Genomic DNA, 20,094 nt, shown 5'->3' with positions numbered 1-20,094 from the left:
AATTTGAGAGGAGCTGTCCTTAGTACGAGAGGACCGGGATGGACACACCGCTGGTGTACCAGTTGTCCTGCCAAGGGCATGGCTGGGTAGCTACGTGTGGTCGGGATAAGTGCTGAAAGCATCTAAGCATGAAGCCCCCCTCGAGATGAGATTTCCCATTGCTTCAAGCAAGTAAGATCCCTCAGAGACGATGAGGTAGATAGGTTCGAGGTGGAAGCGTGGTGACACGTGGAGCTGACGAATACTAATCGATCGAGGACTTAACTTCGATCGAACGTGAAACGTTTCGATGCTTGGTTATAAACTCTTATCTAGTTTTGAAGGTACATTCCTTCTAAAAAAGTAACACGATCCGGTAGCAATGGCAGAGAGGCCACACCTGTTCCCATGCCGAACACAGCAGTTAAGCTCTCTAGCGCCGATGGTAGTTGGGGTTCTTCCCCTGTGAGAGTAGGACGCTGCCGGGCTGTTATAAATGTTAAACTTGAATAGTTTTTATTTAGCAATTAAAATATATTAACAATATATTTTAATTTTTTTTAGACATAATAATACCATTCCAGCGTAGCTCAGTGGTAGAGCAGTTGACTGTTAATCAATTGGTCGCAGGTTCGAATCCTGCCGCTGGAGCCAAATGCTTCCTTAGCTCAGCAGGTAGAGCGCATCCATGGTAAGGATGAGGTCACCGGTTCAAATCCGGTAGGAAGCTCTCTTAAACAAATGTTTTTGTAACGCTATTCTCCAGTGAATAGCGTTATTTTTTTATTGTAAACTAGCTACAGGTTGATAGGTTTGGGCGGTTGAATTTATGAAAATATATAAACATATATGAAGTGCATGGAATCTAATTAAAACAAGTTTCATTTAATGTAATGAGTCATTTGCCTGTTCAACGTATGTTCAGCCTATGGTTATTATCCCAAGTCGATCTGCTAAGCCTCTCCTATGACGTATTTGAATATTCAAACTAACTACCTTATACTTAACCCCGAGGTGAAATAATTGATTAGAGAGAGGGATGTTTCATGCAACGCTTAATGTGTAAGGGTAAAATTCATCGAGCAACCGTAACAGAAGCAGAACTAGATTATGTAGGAAGTATCACGATTGATTATAAATTGATGAAGGAAGCAGATATTAAACCATACGAAATGGTTCAAATTGCGAACATAAAAAATGCAGCTAGGTGGAAGACATATGCGATCCCTGCGCCTGAAGGATCGAAGAGAATTTGTTTAAACGGCCCGCCAGCTAACTTATTTTCACCAGATGATATAGTTATCATTTTAAGTATGGGACATTTCACAGATGATGAAATCGAGTATTTAAAACCTAAAGTAGTATTCGTTGATGAAAAGAATGAGATAACAAGTGTAGAGGAGCATGATTTGCACTGGCCAGACAAATAGAAATGAAATTTTTCTTAACTCAATCTTATATCAACAAAAGCCACAACGACGATCGGAAGTATATAAAACTTTTGATAAAATGTCTAGGCAGATTTTTTGTATTTATAGCATTAAAACATTGTAACGTTAAACATAGCGAGTGGTAGCAATTACCTTAACAGAGGTAATCATATTGTTTTAGTAAGGATGTATTAAACAACTTATAATAGAAATTTAAAACTAAAGTATCAAAAAATACACTCCATCACCACCTCCTATAATACTCAAGTTGATTAAGAAAGTATTATCAAGAGAGGCAATGTAAGTGTATGATGGTCGTTCTAAATGTTACAACTATACTATTGAACTTTAGTTTTCAATTGTTCCAAAAACAGGATAATGATCTGAGTAATCATTATATTCGTAAGTTGTACCCCAAGATGTTACTGACCATAATGGAGATTTTACATCCTCCGCATGAAGGTTCATAGAATTAGGTTGTTGATGGTTGTTAGATGTAAAGATGTAATCAAGAAATTGGGCTTCATACTCTGGATAATTATAAGCTGCAATGGAATTTGTTTGAGGATCCCAAGTCGCATCAAACCCAGAGTATGCAGGTTCTGAAACGTTTAGTTGATTTAGCATGGAATCATATTCGTTTGACCCCTTGATCACATTCAAATCCCCACCAATAATTAGCATTTCTTCGGTAGGTATATTATGTTCGTCAACAAATTGGTTTATTTCATTCATTTGTGACGCCCTTACCTCTGCTGGCTCCCCATCAGAGCAGTTTGAGTCTGTAGACTGCATATGTGTACCAATAATGTGGTACGGATCATCATTTTTCATTACCTTGGTGTAAACAAAACCTTTGTTGCTCATCCCCTCAGGACCACATGCATCTTCAAATACATACTGGATTTGTTCTTCAATTGGCCATTTACTAATAATATTCACTCCGCCATTCTCTGGAACAACATAAGAATAGCTACCTTGAGTATCGTCCCAACCAGATGTTGTACTACCTAAAATAGGAGTCTGGTGAGGGTAGGCATCTCTCAAATTGTTTAATAGTAAATCAGATGATTGACCATCAAATAACTCATTTAAAATGATAATATCTTGCTCGTACATAAACTCTACATCCCCAAGTAGTTCAGCTCTTTGGTTCTGTCCCCATTTTGGATGAAGAACGCTAGACATAAAATAAACATTGTAAGCCATAATCTCTAGATCTGTATTATATTGATGATCTGTTTCTTGCTCTGCATGGACTTGGTTGTGCGATAGTGTAGCTAACATTAATACAACTATAAGAGTAGATAGTACTTTTCTCATTAAAATAAAATCCTCCTTTTAGTTTTCATTGATAAAATGTGGATCTGTAGGAAATGCTAGTTTGATAGGGTCATTTCTTTTATAATGACCTAAACCATGAGCGTTGAAGTCATCCACCATAATCTCTTCACCAGAGATTAATACAAAATAACGAGTAAAGCTTCCGTTATAAACGATTTTAGAAATTTTACCTTCCACATCCCCATTAGGCATAATGGATATTCTCTCAGGTCTTACAACGGCTTTTCCGTTTTTAGACGAATTGGAAAATTTACTTTGAACCTCAAAACTAAAATGTTCAGTCTTGAATAGCGTTTTGTTGTCATGGTCTTCAAATTGACCTTCTAAAATATTAGTATGGCCGACAAAGTTTGCAACGAACTCATTTTGTGGTTGGTTATAAACATTGTCCGGTCGATCAAGTTGCTGTATCTTTCCATCTTTTAATACAATGACGCGGTCAGATATACTTAAAGCTTCTTCCTGATCGTGTGTAACAAATATAATAGTTAAATTTAATTCTTCTTTCAGTCGTCTAATCTCTTCACGCATAATCATTCTTAAATTAGCATCTAAGTTAGAAAGTGGTTCATCAAGCAGTAGAACTTTCGGTTGAAGTACCAAGCACCTAGCAATGGCAACACGTTGCTGTTGCCCGCCACTTAGTTCACTAGGTTTTCGGTCTTCATAACCTTCAAGCTGTACTTGAGCTAGCGCATCTTTGATCCTTCTATTACGTTCCTCTTTCTTTACTTTTTCGACTTTTAATCCGTATTCAACGTTTTTAAAAACCGACATGTGCGGAAATAACGCATAGTTCTGGAAGACCATTCCCGTAGAACGTTCTTCTGGTGGTAAGTGGTCAATTTGTTGACCATCTAGATTAATTGTTCCTTCATCCTGTTTATGGAAGCCACCAATTATTCTAAGAAGTGTAGTTTTACCACAACCACTTGGTCCAATAAAGGAAATCAGTTCACCTTGTTCGATATCAATCGAAATATTATTAACAGCTGTAATTTTATCAAAATATTTATACAAATTATTTAAGGCTAGATAATTTGACTGATTACTCATAGTGTTCACTCCTTCATTTTTCTTTGTTGTAAAGGGGAAATTATATATTCACACCAGTTTTCTTCTCAATCCATTTAAGTAGTCCCATACAAGATAGTACGATTAGTATTAGAATAAAGGACATTGCGGATGCCATACCAACGCGTGCTTGTTCTGCAAGGTTTAAAATATAAACAGCAGCAAGGTTTGTCCCTGGTGCAATTAAGAATATAACAGAACTGATGGAAACCATTGCTGTCATAAAGGTATAAACGAAACCAGCTACAAACGCTGGACTCAATAATGGTACAACAACTTTTCCAAATGTCCGATAAGGTCCTGCACCTAAGTCACTTGAGGCTTCTTCCATCGAAGTATCAATTTGGTGCATCTTACTAATGCTTGCTTCAAGTCCAACACCAATTTTTCTGAACGTCATATTTAAAACAATCAGTAAAACGGTTCCTGTTAAGAAGAATGGTGGTCCATTAAAAATTAGTACATAGCCAATACCCATAACAGTACCTGGGACAGCAAGACCGAATAATGTTAAGAACTCTAAGACTTTCTTTCCTGGAATCGTTTTTCTAGCAAATAAATAACCTTGTAGCATACCAATTGTAGCTGCGAGAATAGCTGCTAAGAATGATACGACAATACTGATGTAAAGGGAGTCCCAACCACTCCTATTTGTAAAGTGCTCTAAAGTGAACGTATTATCTATCCCAATAATTCGTACAAAAGCACCAAGTACAACCATGACGAACATTAAGACAATAAATGAGACGAATATTGTGTTTATCGTCATAACTATTGCTTTTACTTTTGGAGAAAGTGGAACATTAGAAGCACCAGACTCCCCACTAATTGTTTCTAATCCAGTATCTTTCAAGAAATAAGTTTGAAAGATAAATACTAGTAAACTAGGGACTATTAAGAATACACCTAGTACAGCTGCTTGTTCTAGATTTTGTTGACCCACAACAAGTAAATAAGCTTCAGAAGCCAAGAACGGCTCTCCACCACCAATAATCAGCGGATTGGAAAAGTCAGCTAATGCCATAACGAAAACAAGCAGTCCTGCTTTTACAATCCCAGATTGAGATAAAGGAAGTGTAATCTTTCTTAATGTTCTTCCTTGTTTAGCTCCTAAATCACTTGATGCGTGCTCTAAGCTAGGGTTCATATTACGCATCGTACTTTCGACTAACATATAACCAATTGGAAAATAACCAAGGACTTGTGCAATGACAACCCCTGAGAAGCCGTAAATACTGAATTCCCAACCGAAGGCACTATTCATGACTTGTGTGAAAAGGCCATTTCTACCGAATAAAATAATTAAGGATAAGGAAAAGATGAAAGGTGGTGCTACAAGTGGTAATAATGCAGCCCCTCGGTAAAATTTGGATAGAAAGCTTGTAGTTCTTGTAACATACAAAGATATACAAACACTTAAAAAGACAACGATTAGCGTAGAGAGAATCGCTGCACTTACACTGTTGACTAGTGATTCAAAATAATATGACCTCGCGAAAAAATTTTGATAGTATTCTAGGGTTACTTCACCAGATCCAATTCCAAAACTTTTAAATAGAACAGCAAAAACAGGGACTACAATGAATAATAGAATGGCCCCCGCTAAAACCAAGGTCAAAATAGCAAACCAAGGCTCAGACCAGAAGTTACGAAAATCAGAAATCATTTTACTAGTTTTCGTTTGCGTTGATGCTTTTGTACTCAAATAGAATCACCTCAGTTATATGTACATTGAATATTGATAGACCAGCGACGTTATAGACGCTGGTCAAGTGGTTTAATTAGAGAATCTGTCTTGCCATTCTTCCATTATACGATCACGGTTATCTGCATCCCATTGGGCATCATAATCGATAAAGCTTTCTTCTAAACCTTCATCCTCAGTAATACCAGGTTTTGTTACCATTGAACGGTATTCCGCTGATAACTCCATGAAATCCTGTGTACCTAAGTAATCCATTACTTCCTTCGCTTTCTCAGGTTGTTCCGTGTTCTCAAAAATCCAAGCAACGTCTAAACTATAACCAACACCCTCTTCTGGTAACACGCTATCAATAGGGTAACCTTGGTCAATATAGTCAAAGACAGCTTGGTCCCATGTGATTCCAATAGCATACTCACCTTGAGCTACCATTTGTGCAGGTGCCGTTCCTGATTTCGTATACTGGGCTACGTTTTCATCAAGATCTTCAAAGTATTCCCAACCAGCTTCTTCACCCATTAGCTGCATAATAGTAGATGTAACTAAAAATGCTGTACCTGAAGTACCTGGGTCAGGTAGTACAATTTCACCTTCATATTGTGGGTCTAATAAATCTTCCCAAGATTCAGGAACATCAAGACCTTTATCTTCCATAATGTCTTCATTAACTGCAATCATGTTATACCAGAATGATGTACCGTACCATTCTCCATCTTCTTGTTTAAATTGATCTGGTACGTCTTCCCATTCCTCTGATTCATGTGGTAATAAGTAACCAGCTTCTTCAGCTTTCATACCAAAACCGTGAAGCATACCAATTTGCATATCAGCACCTACATCAGGAGCTTCAGCTTCAATACGACTCCAACCTTCTCCACTAGATAAACGAAGAACGTCCATTTCGATTCCTGTGTTTTCTTCAATATCTTCAACCATTGCATCCATTTCCTCAGAATCATTGTGCGTATAAACTTGCAACGGCTCTCCATCAGAGTCCGAGCTGCCACCGCATGCAGCAACTATTAGCATAGTAAGTAGTGTAATTGTTGCTAATGTTAACTTTTTCATTTAAATTTCTCCCCTTATTTTTTATTTATTTATAGAACAACTGTTGTAGTTGTTTATAATGAGTTCAGCATCTTGTAAATAGGACGCGTTCTCAACACTATTAGGTGTGACCCCAATACCAGCTTTAAGATTCGCGTTTTTTGCTAATTTCATATCTCCATTCGAGTCACCAAAAACAATTGTTTTATCACGATTCGCATTTAACTGTTCACACGCTAAATCAGCCATATCACTAAATGGTTTTCCTCTAGAGACTGAATCATGGCCTAAGATTGTGGAGAAATATTCATCTATCCCTAAGAGTTTTAGGTGAAGTATGGCATCCTCTGTTAAATCAGAGGTAACTACTGCCATTTTAATCCCGTTACTTTTGGCTTCTGATAGGAAGTCAATGACTCCATTAATTGGTTTAATGTATTTATTCCAATTGAAATTCTTATTAACTGCTTCAAAACTTTCTATTATATGTGTTAAAGCATCATTCCAAGGAATCTCATGTTGATATAAGTAATGTGTAAGTAGTGTAATTAAGTCACCTGTGCCGCCGATAGCTAAAGGGCCTTTTGGGTCCCATGTTTCGGCTTCTAAATTTAAACCAATCATGTGAGCAGCTTTATTTTTATTAAAAGGTATTCTGTCCTTTACACGGGAATCGATCTCTTGGAGGATAACTTCTCCCCAATTGCCCCAAACCGAATAAAAATCAATTAACGTGCCGTCTTTATCAAATAAAATAGTATCTGCTTCAAAGTGATGGTCGTGAATAGTTACATGAATATGAAATCCTCCTTTCAACTTTGAATAATAATATTGAAGTATCTTAAATTGCGGCATATTAACTTTGTTTTAAAAAAACTTAACAAAATTAATAAAATTAACGACATTTACTAGCGTAATCAGAGTTCCTAGAGAAGTCAAATTGAAATAGCTAATTCTTAAGACCTAAGATCTATGTATTGTGCTTATATCAGTGGATAAAGAAGATTAAAACTTTTTAAAATAAATTTAATTAATTTGAAATTTCACTGAATTTTTGTAAAAAAATTGATATAAAGTGGAGGTAATTGTTTTAAAATTTTGAATTTATTTTGTCGCTTTACAAAGCTTTTAAATGTGTATATAATAAAACTTGTCCTTTTCTGATGAAGGGTATTATTATTTACACGGCCCGTTGGTCAAGTGGTTAAGACACCGCCCTTTCACGGCGGTAACACGGGTTCGAATCCCGTACGGGTCATCACCATTTTTAGCACATTTGTTAATATGTGCTCGGGAGGATTAGCTCAGCTGGGAGAGCACTTGCCTTACAAGCAAGGGGTCGCAGGTTCGAGCCCTGCATCCTCCACCATGCACAATTTGCCGGCCTAGCTCAACTGGTAGAGCAACTGACTTGTAATCAGTAGGTTGGGGGTTCAAGTCCTCTGGCCGGCACCATTTACAACTGGAGGGATAGCGAAGTTGGCCAAACGCGGCGGACTGTAAATCCGCTCCCATCGGGTTCGTAGGTTCGAGTCCTACTCCCTCCACCATTATTGGGCCATGGCCAAGCGGTAAGGCAACGGCTTTTGGTGCCGTCATGCGTAGGTTCGAATCCTACTGGCCCAGCCATTATTTTTTCATATAGTACATTGAGCCATTAGCTCAGTTGGTAGAGCATCTGACTTTTAATCAGAGGGTCGAAGGTTCGAATCCTTCATGGCTCACTCTTTTTTCATATTTGGGGCCTTAGCTCAGATGGGAGAGCGCCTGCTTTGCACGCAGGAGGTCAGCGGTTCGATCCCGCTAGGCTCCACCATATATGAATCAAACGCACACTTTCTATTAGGAAGTGTTTTTTTGTGTTTGAAACAAAGTTTTCTTTACATGCATGTTTTATCCAATTATAGAGACACTCAATGATGAGAGCGGTTTCATATGTGCATATTTATTCACGATTTTGTGCAGTTGAGTCATAGTTTGAAAAAGGTATAAAATGGCTAGTGGAGAAAGGGGTTATTAATTTGAATAAAATGATAGGAATCATAGGGGCTCCACTAACAGTTGCACAACCGAATGATGGTGTAGACTTTGGACCAGATGCAATCCGTTATGCTGGTTTACATAAACATCTGGAAGCTTTGAATTTGGATATGTCTGACTATGGAAATGTTTCTATTGAAAATACTAGAAATCATAGTATTGACCCAAAAACTAATTTGAGAAACTTAGATCAAGTTGCTCAAGGAAATATTGAAATTGCCAATAAAGTAAATGAAATTTATAACAAAGATGAATTCCCATTAATTCTAGGGGGAGATCACAGTATCGCGATTGGAACGATTGCTGGGGTTTCGGACCAAACAAGGAAGCTTGGAGTAATTTGGTATGACGCACATGCTGATTTGAATACGGCTGAGACATCACCTTCTGGAAACATACATGGTATGTCTTTAGCAGCTAGTATCGGGCTAGGTCATGATAGACTTACTTCCATTAAAGGGAATTTTCCTAAGGTTGACCCAGAGAATATAGTTATAATAGGTGCGCGATCTATTGATGACGGGGAGAAAAAGTTAATTAAGGAAAAAGGTATTAAAGTTTACAGCATGCATGAAATTGAAGAGATGGGGATGGAAGTAGTTATGAGAGAAACCATTAACTACTTGGAGGAAAGAACTGATCATGTTCATTTAAGCTTAGATGTAGATGGCATTGATCCAATACACACCCCAGGAACAGGCACGACAGTAGATGGAGGAGTATCCTATAAGCAAACGCATTATGCTATGCGGATGCTACATGATGCAGGTATTTTAACATCTGCAGAAGTTGTGGAAGTGAACCCACTATTAGATTACAAAAACAAAACAGCAATAGTAGCAGCTGAAATGATCGCTGCCTTTTTAGGAAAAAAATATATCTAAACTCGCTAAGTCCAGGTTACTTTATAAAAGGTAGCCTGGTTTTTAGTGTAAATCAATTTTAAGGAAGGTATATCGGCAGTTAGAAATTTATATCAACTTCTAGATGAAGATATCAACGTTCATGAAACTATATCAGCGTTCAAATGAGAATTTCAGCGATTAGCATAATATATCAATTTTGGAACCCACTCTCCGAGATCCAATCGCTCGTCAGGAAGCCCAATCGCCTGTCCAGGAAGCCCAATCGCCTGTCAGCACGTTCCAATCGCTCGTCAGGAAGCCCAATCACCACCCACCATTTTTTAACCCCCACTCAACCCCCTTCCCACACAAAATTTCCATCGAATTTAACAATAAATTGAAAAATTTTGAATATGGAGTTCTCATTTATTGGAAGATGTATTATAATGATGAGACAGTTATTATTTCAGAAAAATTTTGGTGTTGAGTTTGCGGGGGAAATGGTATGAACCAGGCAGTTGGGAAACGGGTTACAGCTTTTAAAGATGGGAATGAAAATGCTTTTGAGGAGCTTGTGCATCAATACGAAGGAATGATCTACAGTCATTGTTATCGAATGATTGGAAATCGTCATGATGCGGAGGAATTCACCCAGGAGACTTTTTTGAAAGCTTATAAAAATATAAACTCTTGCCAAGACCATGAGAAGTTTCAAGCGTGGTTGCACCGAATAGCGACGAATGTAACAATCGATTATATGCGTAAAAAGAAACCGTCCGTCATATTGGATGACGAAATTAAAGATTGCCAGGATATAACGTACACCGATCAGCTCAGAAGTAAAGAACCTTTGCCAGAGGAAGAGTGTGCGAAAAATGAAAAGAGAAAACTGATCTGTGAAGCAATCTATCAACTACCAGAAAAATACCAAGCAGTTATTTTTCTAAGGTATTGCGAGGACTATAGTTTAGAAGATATAAGCAAAGCATTATTTCTTCCAGTTGGTACTGTTAAAACGCATCTACACAGAAGTAAGCAAGCTTTACACAAACTAATTATTTCCAATCCACACGTTGCATCGAGTCTGTTTGACTAGGGGCAACGTTTTATTTTTTATAAATAAGAAATAAAATACAATTCCTATCCTTATCCAGAGCAGGAAATATGCTATAATGGCTATGATTGTTTTAAATTTGAATTCATATAATTTTATTATATATTTTTCTTAATACAGTGATGTGAAGGGCGTGTGGGCATGAGTTTTGAGGAATTCGACTTCCTGCAATTTTTACGAATTGTAGTAGACGTTGCCCTTGTATGGTTTGTAATATATAAATTATTTTCAGTTATACGGGGGACAAAAGCAGTACAGTTACTTAAAGGAATCTTTGTTATATTAGGTATTTGGTTTTTCAGTTCGATATTAGAATTACAGACGGTGCAGTGGTTAGTATACCAGGCTATTACATGGGGTTTTCTTGCAGTTATTATTTTATTCCAGCCTGAAATTAGAAGAGCACTGGAGCAATTAGGAAGAGGAAGCTTTTTTGCTAGAAATACATCCTCACAAGAAAAAGCGATCTCTGATTCCATAGAAGCAATTATTCGTTCTTGTAATTATATAGGTAAGCGTCGAATTGGAGCTTTAATCTCGATCGAACGTGAAACAGGTATGGGTGACTATGTTGAAACTGGAGTATCAGTTGGTGGAAGATTATCTAGTGAGCTCTTAACAAATATATTCATTCCGAATGCACCTCTTCACGATGGTGCAGTAGTTATTCGTGATGATGAAATAGTGGCGGCAGCTTGTTACTTGCCATTAAGTGAGAGTCCATTTATCTCTAAAGAATTAGGGACGAGGCATAGAGCTGCAATGGGTGTCAGTGAAGTAACGGATGCATTTACTATTATCGTATCAGAAGAAACGGGTAGCATCTCCTGTACCAAAAATGGGGAATTGCATCGTAAGCTTGATGAAGAGTCGTTACGTAAAATGCTTCAGAAAGAATTGAATCCAACAGATCAAACAAACACGTCTAAATCTTGGAGTTTTAGGGGGAAGCGAAATGGACAATCTGATTAAAAGCCCTTGGTTCACAAGAATTGTTTCTTTGTTTCTTGCCTTATTATTATATGTGACGGTTGCAGTAGATGAAGCAAATACATCTCGCTCTAATGACACATTTTTACCGTCTAATTCAAGTGAGTCGGAAATGATGGAGAATGTGCCTTTACAAGTTATATTAGATGATGAACAGTATGTGGTGCGTGGAGTACCGGATACGGTAAATGTGACTGTCGAAGGTCAAAGAAGTGTGATTACACAAACGGTTAGGCAGCGGAATTTTGACATTCAAATAGATTTAAATGATTTGGGACCTGGAGAACATGAAGTTGAGGTTGAGCATAGTGGTATACCAAATCAGTTAGAAGTTTATATAGAACCGCGGATGATTGAAGTTATTATTGAAGAGCGTTCCACGGTTACTTTGCCCGTTGAAATTGATTATGTGGGTAGAAACGACATAGATGAGTCAGAAGTTTTCGCAAGTGCTCCAGTGGTGTCCCCACAAGAGGTGGAAGTAACTGGTTCCAGTGAAGAAGTCGAGTCAATTGCGATGGTAAAAGCGATTGTTAGCTTTGCAGAACTCTCTCAAGATGGTATTGCGACGAATACACCAGTAAGGGTTTATGACTCAGATGGAAATGAGCTGAACGTTTTTGTTAATCCTTCTACTGTTGAAATAGAAGCAGACGTGTCAGTGAGTGATAAACGCTATCCGATTCGCCATGAGACTACAGGTGAATTAAGTGAAGATTTAGTTCTTGAAGGAATTTCAGTGGACCCAGTATCAGCAACTCTTTTTGGTACCACGGAACGATTAGAGGAGATAAATATGCTAGAAGCGATATCAGTAGATTTATCTGAAATTGAAGAGTCTACAACGATTGAAGCTGATCTTCCACTTCCATCTGGTACGACAAAAATAGAACCAGAAACGGTAGAAATAGAAGTGACCGTGCAAGAAGCGATTGAAGAAGTGTACGAGGAAATGGAAGTCGAAGTAGAGAACTTAGAAGATGACCAAGAGATTACCTTCTTAGACCCAGAAGACCCTGAAATAGATGTGACAGTCATTGGAACAGAAGAGGACTTAGAAGACCTTGATCGTGATGATATTCGCGTATGGATTGATGTCGATGGTTATGTAGAAGGGGAATTCTTTGCAACGGTTCAATTTGAAGGTCCTGACAACATCCGATTGCAAGCAGAAAATGACCGTATTCGAGTCAGAATCGATTAAAATAGAACGAATATTATAGACGCGAGAAATGAAGGAGCGAGTGTAAGCATGGGTAAATATTTTGGAACAGACGGAGTCCGTGGCATTGCGAATGAGGAATTGTCACCAGAGTTGGCCTTTAAACTAGGACGTTTCGGAGCCTATACATTAACAAAAGATGCAGTAGAAAAACCAAAATTACTAGTTGGAAGAGATACACGTATTTCTGGAGAAATGTTAGAAGGCGCTCTTGTAGCTGGAATCCTATCTGTTGGTGTAGAAGTAATGCGATTAGGTGTCATTTCTACACCTGGTGTTGCTTATTTAACGAAGGCTTCTGGCGCACAAGCTGGAGTGATGATCTCTGCTTCACACAACCCAGTCGAAGATAACGGGATTAAGTTTTTCTCAGAAAACGGATTTAAACTGTCAGACGCACAAGAAAAGGAAATTGAAGATTTACTTGATGCAGAAGCAGATGAACTACCACGTCCAGTCGGTTCAGACGTAGGTCAGGCAATCAATTATTTTGAAGCAGGTCAAAAATACTTACAACACTTGAAACAGACAGTAGATACAGACTTTGATGGATTAAAAGTTGCTTTAGACTGTGCCCATGGAGCCACGTCTACATTAGCTTCGCATCTATTTGCTGATTTAGAAGCGGACATTCATTCTGTTGGGTCTTCGCCCGACGGAACAAATATCAACGAAAATTGTGGATCTACCCATCCCGAGTTGTTGCAGCAAACTGTTAGAGAACAAGGGGCTGATGTTGGTTTAGCTTTTGACGGAGATGGAGATCGTCTAATTGCTGTTGATGAAGAAGGAAATATCATCGATGGCGATAAAATTATGTACATCTGTGCAAAATTCCTTAAAAGCCAAGGCCGCCTTCGTAACGACACGATTGTCACAACAATCATGAGCAATATCGGACTTTACCGTGCGCTTGATGAACTTGAAATTGCTAATATCAAAACAGCTGTAGGTGATCGCTACGTGATGGAAGAAATGCGTGCGAATAACTACAACTTAGGTGGCGAACAATCTGGTCATATTATTTTCCTAGATTATAATACAACAGGTGATGGTCTGCTTTCCGGTCTTCAATTACTAAATGTGATGCAGGAGACAGGTAAACCATTATCAGACCTTGCGAAGGAAATGGAAAAGTTCCCACAAGTATTAGAAAATGTGCGTGTCATCAATAAACAAGAAGTTCAAACCGATCAAGCGATTCAAGATGAGATCGATCGCGTGGAGAATGCCCTTGGTGACAAAGGCCGCGTACTTGTGCGCCCATCAGGAACAGAGCCAGTCGTTCGCGTCATGGTAGAAGCACCTACCAAAGATGAATGCGAAAAGTACGTAAGGCAAATTGCAGACTTCATTGACCAAACATATGGACTGCATGATGAATAGAATAGAGTAAGGCATCCTATGAACTGTGTGGATTAGAAAATTGACTTACATTCTGCTATTTAAAATGAGATATTGATCTCATTCACGTAGGATGCATGTCAATTTTCGATTACCTCACTTAAAGGAAGCTGTATACCCAACTCTCCTATTGACCTTTGATAGGAATGTAAGTAAAATGTGATTAGTTTGATTCAAGAATGGAAAGGAGCATAGTAGGCTTTACAATCAACAAAAAGCGCCAGGACTACTGATCGAACGGTAAAAGATGAGTAGTTGACGAGGAGGAGGTTCATCGAGCTTTCGGCGGATGCCTCCCGGTTGTTACACCTCAACCGACATATTTGTCATGGCAAACCATCAAGGCGACTTGATGAACAAACCATACAAATAAGGTGAACGAAATTAAAATACGAGAAAGGGGTAAACAAAGCCCCTAAATTAGGTATGGATTTGTTTACCTCTTTCTTCTAGGAGGTAACACATATGTGTGGAATTGTAGGATATATAGGAAATGACGATGCGAAAGAAATTTTATTAACAGGACTTGAGAAGTTGGAATACCGCGGTTATGACTCGGCAGGTGTAGCTGTTCGATCGAAGGACAACACGGACCTTTTTAAAGTAAAAGGAAGAATTGCGACTTTGCGTGAGGCAGTCGATTCAAACGTTACAGCAACGACAGGAATCGGGCACACCCGCTGGGCAACTCACGGACAGCCGAATCAAACAAACGCACACCCTCACCAAAGCACAACAGGACGATTCACCCTTGTGCATAACGGAGTGGTAGAGAACTTTCAAGAACTTAAAGATGAATATCTAAGTGACGTTAATTTCGTCAGTGAAACAGATACAGAAGTAATCGTGCAGCTAATGGAACGTTTCGAAAAAGATACGAACGACACGCTAGAAGCATTCCGTCGTACGATTGAACTTTTACACGGATCTTATGCATTAGCCGTACTGGATCACGATGCAGAAGATACAGTATATGTAGCGAAAAATAAAAGCCCATTACTCGTTGGACTTGGTGACAATTTCAACGTGGTAGCAAGTGACTCCATGGCAATGCTACAAGTAACAGATCAATTCGTTGAGCTAATGGACGAAGAAGTTGTTTTAGTTACGAAAGATCACGTCAAGATTCAAAAGCTAAATGGAGAAGAGGTTACTCGTGAACCATTCACAGCTGAAATCGATGCTAGTGATATCGAAAAAGGTACGTACCCTCACTTCATGCTAAAAGAAATTGACGAGCAACCATTTGTCATGCGTAAAATCATCCAAGAGTATCAAGATGAAAATGACCAGATCAAACTAGATCAAGACGTACGTCAAGCGATGGCTGACTGTGATCGTGTGTATATTATTGCTGCAGGAACCAGTTATCACGCTGGGCTAATTGGTAAAGAATTTTTAGAGAAAATCGCACAAGTACCAACAGAAGTACACATTGCGAGTGAATTCTCTTACAACATGCCATTATTATCTGAAAAGCCATTATTCGTATTTATTTCCCAAAGCGGTGAAACAGCAGATTTACGTTCCGTATTAGTGGAAGTAAATAGATTAGGACACCCAGCATTAACAATGACCAATGTGCCAGGATCCACTCTTTCTCGTGAATCAAATTACACGCTACATTTGCATGCCGGCCCAGAGATTGCCGTTGCATCGACCAAAGCGTACACAGCACAAATGGCAGTCTTAGTCATTCTAGCTGTAGATACAGCAAGAGCAAAAGGTCTAACACTCGACTTCGACCCACTAAAAGAACTAGCAATTGTCGGGAACGCAATGGAAGCTTTATGCGATCAAAAAGATCAACTCGAAAAGATCGCACAAGAATACTTGCAAACAACACGTAACTGCTTCTTCATCGGACGTGGTCTAGACTACTTCGTCGGACTCGAAGGCGCATTGAAGCTAAAAGAAATCTCTTATATCCAAGCAGAAGGATTTGCAGGCGGGGAGTTGAAGCACGGTACGATTGCTTTAATCGAAGAAGGTACACCAGTAATCGCCCTTGCAACACAAGAGCACGTAAGCAGTTCGATCCGCAGTAACGTCTCAGAAGTCGTTGCCCGTGGAGCCAATGCATGTATCATCAGCCCAGAAGACCTCTACAAAGAAGGAGACGCCTTCACATTCTCTGATGTGCATCCATTGTTAACACCACTTGCATCTGTCGTGACATTGCAGCTGATTTCTTACTATGCAGCACTACATCGTGATTGTGATGTGGATAAACCGAGAAATCTTGCGAAGAGTGTGACGGTGGAGTAAGTTTTGTGAAGTGAAAACAAACAAATCAAGTTTCAAAATAAATTTGCGAAACTATACCCCTTTGGATATGATTATCTGAAGGGGTGTTTTGTAGGTTAAGAGTTATACTACGAACAGACCATTGTCCCTAAGAATATTTTTGGAAAGAAGGTTTCAAAAATGTTAATTACACAAGCTCTTTTAAGGGGAGGCATACCACTTGTTATTATGGGAGGTATTGCCTTAATTTTATATTTTCAAGGTAGGTTTTATGATGCTAAAGGAACATTTGTTGCAAGCCTAATAGCTTTTTTTGTGGGTGCAGCAACTGTTATTTATAACATAGATCATTGGAGTTTTACTAAGCAAAGTGGTGTACATTTTTTAATCATGCTAATAACCGTTTATCCGATTCTATTGTTAAGTGGTTGGTTTGAAATTTCCTCTATATTGGATGCTTTTAAAATTTTCCTCCTATTTGTCTCTGTGGGTGTAGTTTTATGGATTGTGATGTTTATATTAGCTAAAATATTCTCTTGGTAAATATTCGAAGGACATTCTATTATCAAAGCGCGATTACCGAAACCATCAATATAAGAAATAATAATTAATATCTATGAAACTTCTAAATGACTTTATTCGTTTAAATAGAAATTTATAATTTTAACTCTGAAAATTATTGGAGGATACATATGTCAAAATTAGAAATCCTGCCATAGGAACTGTAGCAGCTTACTCAAAAGAAAAGTTTCCCACATTAGTGAGCAGCGTGATTTATCTTCCTCATTTCCACCTAATCGCTTCCCAAATCGACTAAAACCTTGACAAGGTGAATCATAAACTAAAACTATAAAAACATATAAAACCTTTGCATTACGATAACATATAAGTTATCATAATACTTAATAACATGTATGTTATCAAATGCCGAAGGTAATAATACTATATAAAGAGGTGAGCCGGAGGCATGGATATATTCTATTATGCCGATCATCGAGGAAAACAGCCCGTTGACGAGTGGCTAAGGAAAATTAAAAAAAGAGAACCTGAAGTATATCGAAAAACAATCATTATGTTTTCATATCTAGATGAAAAATGGTGATTTAATCAGAAGTGGTGAAGTAAAAAGGAAAGATATCAAACCTCTAAGGTCAGGAATTTGGCAACTTAGAGTAAAAGATGATCGTGTATTGTTTTTTTACTTCAGCTCTGATTCGATAGTACTAACAAATCAATTTAAAAAGAAATCGAATGAGACCCCTAAAAACCAAATTGAGCGGGCAATAAAGAGACAAAATGAATGGATGTCCAAGCACAACAAACAATAACTTTAAAGAATTTAATGTTTATAAACTTAAAGGAGGATATTTTCATGAAAAACTTTAATGACTTTCGTCAAGAGTTAATGGAAGAGGGCGACAAGGAAATTGTAATACTTAATATTACAGGTAAAATTTTAGCAGCTAGAGAGCGAAAAGGATTAAGCCAACGAGCATTGTCAGAGATATCCGGAATCCCACAAAAAACAATTTCAAGAATTGAAAGTGGTAAGGATGTACCCAAAATGAGTACATTGATTACACTTACTGAAGCACTTGATTTAGAGTTTTCACTAAAAGAAAAAAGTTCAGACATTGAACAAGCTGCTACACTATAAGCGAAAAGTCTCGCACAAAAATTTGTGCGAGACTTTTTTTTACTTATTTTATAGTTTAACCATTATCTTCTTTCATAAGTGTGTTTATTAGCGTTGTCACAGTAACAATATCCTTTCCATTGAGTTTTTTATTAAAAATGACAGAAGACATTAAATATGCCTTTTGCCTTCTCCAAACCTTTACTTGTATGGTTTAAGAATACTTAAACGGTTCTTATTAGTTGATTCAATACCTAATCCAATTGCTACACTTGGACCAAACATCGTCCACTCCTGTTTGACAAATGCTAATACTCCACCAAAAATACCAAGAATATAAAGTAATGAACGAATAGATTCTAATAGTCTCATAGCCGAAGGAGTATTTTTCACAAAACCACCTCATTACTTTCTGATACTAATTATTTATAATCAATGCCTATTATGTGTAATACTTATAATAATTCAAAAATAAGAGGGTGAACGCTTATGAAAGCTGTTCAAGTAACAGGATACGGTGATGTTGATCAATTGAAAGTCATCGAAAAAGATATTCCCGAGCCTAAAGAACATGAAGTGTTAATTAAGGTAAAGGCCTGTTCCATAAATAATACAGAAATCTGGATGAGAGAAGGGGCTTACGGGACGGGATCCAAGTCTGGGTGGCGACCTGAAGGAGTCGGGTTTCCACGCACACCTGGTTCAGATATAACTGGTATCGTCGTCAAAGCTGGACAATCAGTGGACAAGTCTATGCTAGACAAAGATGTTGTTCTTTTCCCGTTTACTTCATCAGGTGAAGAAGGTTTGGAACATATTTCGGAGGATATGTCGTTCATCGGATCAGAATATGATGGTGGTTACGCCGAATATGTGGTGTGGCCGGCGGATCTTTGTTTTGATATGCCTCTATCAGACTATATAGAAAGTGCTGTTTTCAGTGTAAGTGGCTTGACGGCATGGCATATGGTCGAACAAATTCAAGTTCAACCTGGAGAAACGGTGATGGTAACGGGAGCAAATGGAGGCGTTGGTTCTTTAAATGTTCAAATTGCCACTAAAGTATTTGGAGCAAAGGTTATAGCAATTGTTGGTGATTTAGACTTGGAAAATAAGTTAAAGGAACTAGGTGCTACGCATGTATTATCCTATAAATCAGATCATCTTGCGGAGGACATATTAGAAGTGAATGGTGGCCCAATTGATTCTGTGTTAGATGTGGTAGGAGATGCATTGTTTTCAACAGCCCTTCACGTACTCAAGAAAGGCGGGAAATACTGCATTTCAGGATCAGCGGGTGGCTAAAAGACTGAGCTCGATTTCAGAACGTTATATTTAAAGCATATTACACTTTATGGTTCCGTATTGGGGACAAGGGAAGAATTTAAACAGATGCTAAAAGCTATTTCAGAAGGGAAAGTCAAACCGGTGATTGATCGTACATTCCCTTTAGAAGAAGCGAGAGAAGCACAAACTTATTTTAAAAAAGCAGGGAAGTTAGGGAAAGTAGTCTTGCTTCCTGAATAATAAACAGTTCAGTTAAACCATCTTCTTTATGGAGGTGGTTTAATTTACATAGTTTTTATCCTTTTCTGCCTACGCATTTCAATAAAAAGAATACTATGTAAGAGACCATCAGGACAAGCCCGATTAAGAAAGAAACAAGAAATCCCATCATTCCTAGCATTCCAATCCATCCAATCGTGAACGTTAGAAAAAGCAACATATAACTCAATCCAGCTATTATGATAGCGATCGGCACGTTAAAAGGAAATATCCGTTTCCACCCTAAAGCTAAATAAGAAGAAAGTAAAACTATAATAAATGCAATGATGGTGTGTAGAAAACCCCACCGTAATCCTGCACGAGATTGTGCTTCTTCCCCCGTAGTAATGTGTGCGGTACTATACAGATTGTAAATCGTATAGACCAAAAACATAGCACCGACGAACAGAAGGATTGAAAAAATTGTCCAGTTGATATTCTTGAAATTGTTTTGATATTTCATTTCACTTTACTC

17 protein-coding genes, 9 tRNA genes, 2 rRNA genes and 1 pseudogene are annotated in these 20,094 nt (G+C 38.1%); 22 read left to right on the top strand and 7 right to left on the bottom strand.

Annotated elements, in window-relative coordinates:
- The 5 genes from G532_RS0104805 to panD all read left to right on the top strand — a co-directional run.
- Positions 1-268: ribosomal RNA gene (locus tag G532_RS0104805) — 23S ribosomal RNA — on the top strand; the annotation flags it as partial.
- Positions 269-351: 83 nt separating this feature from the next.
- Positions 352-467, top strand: a 5S ribosomal RNA gene (gene rrf, locus G532_RS0104800).
- A 91-nt stretch (positions 468-558) separates the two neighbouring features.
- A tRNA-Asn gene (locus tag G532_RS0104795) sits at positions 559-633 on the top strand.
- Positions 634-636: 3 nt separating this feature from the next.
- A tRNA-Thr gene (locus G532_RS0104790) sits at positions 637-709 on the top strand.
- 316 nt (positions 710-1,025) lie between these two features.
- A complete protein-coding gene (gene panD, locus G532_RS0104785) occupies positions 1,026-1,409 on the top strand; it encodes an aspartate 1-decarboxylase (RefSeq protein ID WP_027963771.1) in 384 nt (127 codons plus the stop codon).
- 348 nt (positions 1,410-1,757) lie between these two features.
- On the opposite strand, the gene sph is transcribed toward panD, so the two are convergent.
- The 5 genes from sph to G532_RS0104760 all read right to left on the bottom strand — a co-directional run bounded on the left by sph (position 1,758) and on the right by G532_RS0104760 (position 7,392).
- Positions 1,758-2,732 (bottom strand): sphingomyelin phosphodiesterase, encoded by a 975-nt coding sequence (gene sph, locus G532_RS0104780; RefSeq protein ID WP_035512533.1) that lies wholly within the window; start codon positions 2,730-2,732, stop codon positions 1,758-1,760.
- Positions 2,733-2,750: 18 nt separating this feature from the next.
- On the bottom strand, positions 2,751-3,809 hold the full coding sequence (locus G532_RS0104775) for an ABC transporter ATP-binding protein (protein WP_027963769.1): 1,059 nt from the start codon (positions 3,807-3,809) through the stop codon (positions 2,751-2,753).
- Positions 3,810-3,849: 40 nt separating this feature from the next.
- Entirely contained in the window at positions 3,850-5,532 is a 1,683-nt protein-coding gene (locus G532_RS0104770) for an ABC transporter permease (RefSeq protein ID WP_027963768.1), read from the bottom strand.
- Between the two features lie 72 nt (positions 5,533-5,604).
- Positions 5,605-6,597, bottom strand: coding sequence for an extracellular solute-binding protein (locus tag G532_RS0104765; protein WP_027963767.1), 993 nt, complete (start codon positions 6,595-6,597; stop codon positions 5,605-5,607).
- Between the two features lie 21 nt (positions 6,598-6,618).
- Positions 6,619-7,392, bottom strand: coding sequence for an HAD family hydrolase (locus tag G532_RS0104760; RefSeq protein ID WP_169513895.1), 774 nt, complete (start codon positions 7,390-7,392; stop codon positions 6,619-6,621).
- A gap of 370 nt (positions 7,393-7,762) precedes the next feature.
- On the opposite strand from G532_RS0104760, the gene G532_RS0104755 reads away from it, so the two are divergent.
- From G532_RS0104755 to G532_RS14770, 16 genes are all read left to right on the top strand, one after another.
- Positions 7,763-7,834: transfer RNA gene (locus G532_RS0104755), tRNA-Glu, on the top strand.
- 35 nt (positions 7,835-7,869) lie between these two features.
- A tRNA-Val gene (locus G532_RS0104750) sits at positions 7,870-7,945 on the top strand.
- Between the two features lie 10 nt (positions 7,946-7,955).
- Positions 7,956-8,031, top strand: a tRNA-Thr gene (locus tag G532_RS0104745).
- Positions 8,032-8,040: 9 nt separating this feature from the next.
- Positions 8,041-8,126: transfer RNA gene (locus tag G532_RS0104740), tRNA-Tyr, on the top strand.
- A gap of 4 nt (positions 8,127-8,130) precedes the next feature.
- Positions 8,131-8,205, top strand: a tRNA-Gln gene (locus G532_RS0104735).
- A 22-nt stretch (positions 8,206-8,227) separates the two neighbouring features.
- A tRNA-Lys gene (locus G532_RS0104730) sits at positions 8,228-8,300 on the top strand.
- 16 nt (positions 8,301-8,316) lie between these two features.
- Positions 8,317-8,392: transfer RNA gene (locus G532_RS0104725), tRNA-Ala, on the top strand.
- 205 nt (positions 8,393-8,597) lie between these two features.
- Complete coding sequence (gene rocF, locus G532_RS0104720) at positions 8,598-9,500, top strand: arginase (RefSeq protein ID WP_027963765.1); 903 nt, start codon at positions 8,598-8,600, stop codon at positions 9,498-9,500.
- Positions 9,501-9,966: 466 nt separating this feature from the next.
- On the top strand, positions 9,967-10,557 hold the full coding sequence (gene sigW, locus G532_RS14785; protein ID WP_051189061.1) for an RNA polymerase sigma factor SigW: 591 nt from the start codon (positions 9,967-9,969) through the stop codon (positions 10,555-10,557).
- Between the two features lie 159 nt (positions 10,558-10,716).
- Positions 10,717-11,547: a diadenylate cyclase CdaA gene (cdaA, locus tag G532_RS0104705; protein WP_027963764.1), complete on the top strand. Its 831-nt coding sequence runs from the start codon at positions 10,717-10,719 to the stop codon at positions 11,545-11,547.
- Positions 11,531-12,769, top strand: a complete 1,239-nt coding sequence (locus tag G532_RS14780; RefSeq protein ID WP_051189060.1) for a CdaR family protein — start codon at positions 11,531-11,533, stop codon at positions 12,767-12,769. The genes cdaA and G532_RS14780 overlap by 17 nt, the downstream gene beginning before the upstream one ends.
- Positions 12,770-12,817: 48 nt before the next feature.
- Positions 12,818-14,173: a phosphoglucosamine mutase gene (glmM, locus tag G532_RS0104695; protein ID WP_027963763.1), complete on the top strand. Its 1,356-nt coding sequence runs from the start codon at positions 12,818-12,820 to the stop codon at positions 14,171-14,173.
- A gap of 483 nt (positions 14,174-14,656) precedes the next feature.
- Entirely contained in the window at positions 14,657-16,459 is a 1,803-nt protein-coding gene (glmS, locus tag G532_RS0104690) for a glutamine--fructose-6-phosphate transaminase (isomerizing) (protein ID WP_027963762.1), read from the top strand.
- A gap of 159 nt (positions 16,460-16,618) precedes the next feature.
- Positions 16,619-16,981, top strand: coding sequence for a DUF3021 family protein (locus G532_RS0104685; RefSeq protein ID WP_027963761.1), 363 nt, complete (start codon positions 16,619-16,621; stop codon positions 16,979-16,981).
- A 545-nt stretch (positions 16,982-17,526) separates the two neighbouring features.
- On the top strand, positions 17,527-17,766 hold the full coding sequence (locus G532_RS16370) for a type II toxin-antitoxin system RelE/ParE family toxin (protein ID WP_035512531.1): 240 nt from the start codon (positions 17,527-17,529) through the stop codon (positions 17,764-17,766).
- A gap of 44 nt (positions 17,767-17,810) precedes the next feature.
- Positions 17,811-18,095 (top strand): helix-turn-helix domain-containing protein, encoded by a 285-nt coding sequence (locus tag G532_RS14770; RefSeq protein WP_051189059.1) that lies wholly within the window; start codon positions 17,811-17,813, stop codon positions 18,093-18,095.
- Between the two features lie 180 nt (positions 18,096-18,275).
- On the opposite strand, the gene G532_RS0104665 is transcribed toward G532_RS14770, so the two are convergent.
- On the bottom strand, positions 18,276-18,467 hold the full coding sequence (locus G532_RS0104665) for a hypothetical protein (RefSeq protein WP_027963759.1): 192 nt from the start codon (positions 18,465-18,467) through the stop codon (positions 18,276-18,278).
- A 96-nt stretch (positions 18,468-18,563) separates the two neighbouring features.
- Here G532_RS0104665 and G532_RS14765 point away from each other — a divergent pair.
- A pseudogene (locus G532_RS14765) lies at positions 18,564-19,601 on the top strand (zinc-binding dehydrogenase).
- A 55-nt stretch (positions 19,602-19,656) separates the two neighbouring features.
- Here the strand turns inward: G532_RS14765 and G532_RS0104655 are convergent.
- Positions 19,657-20,082, bottom strand: a complete 426-nt coding sequence (locus tag G532_RS0104655) for a hypothetical protein (protein ID WP_027963758.1) — start codon at positions 20,080-20,082, stop codon at positions 19,657-19,659.
- Positions 20,083-20,094 lie beyond the last annotated feature (12 nt).

Source organism: Halalkalibacillus halophilus DSM 18494, assembly GCF_000423105.1.
Lineage (GTDB): Bacteria > Bacillota > Bacilli > Bacillales > Alkalibacillaceae > Halalkalibacillus > Halalkalibacillus halophilus.
The sequence above is the reverse complement of the archived record's forward strand: the minus strand, read 5'-3'. Positions and strand labels throughout refer to the sequence as shown.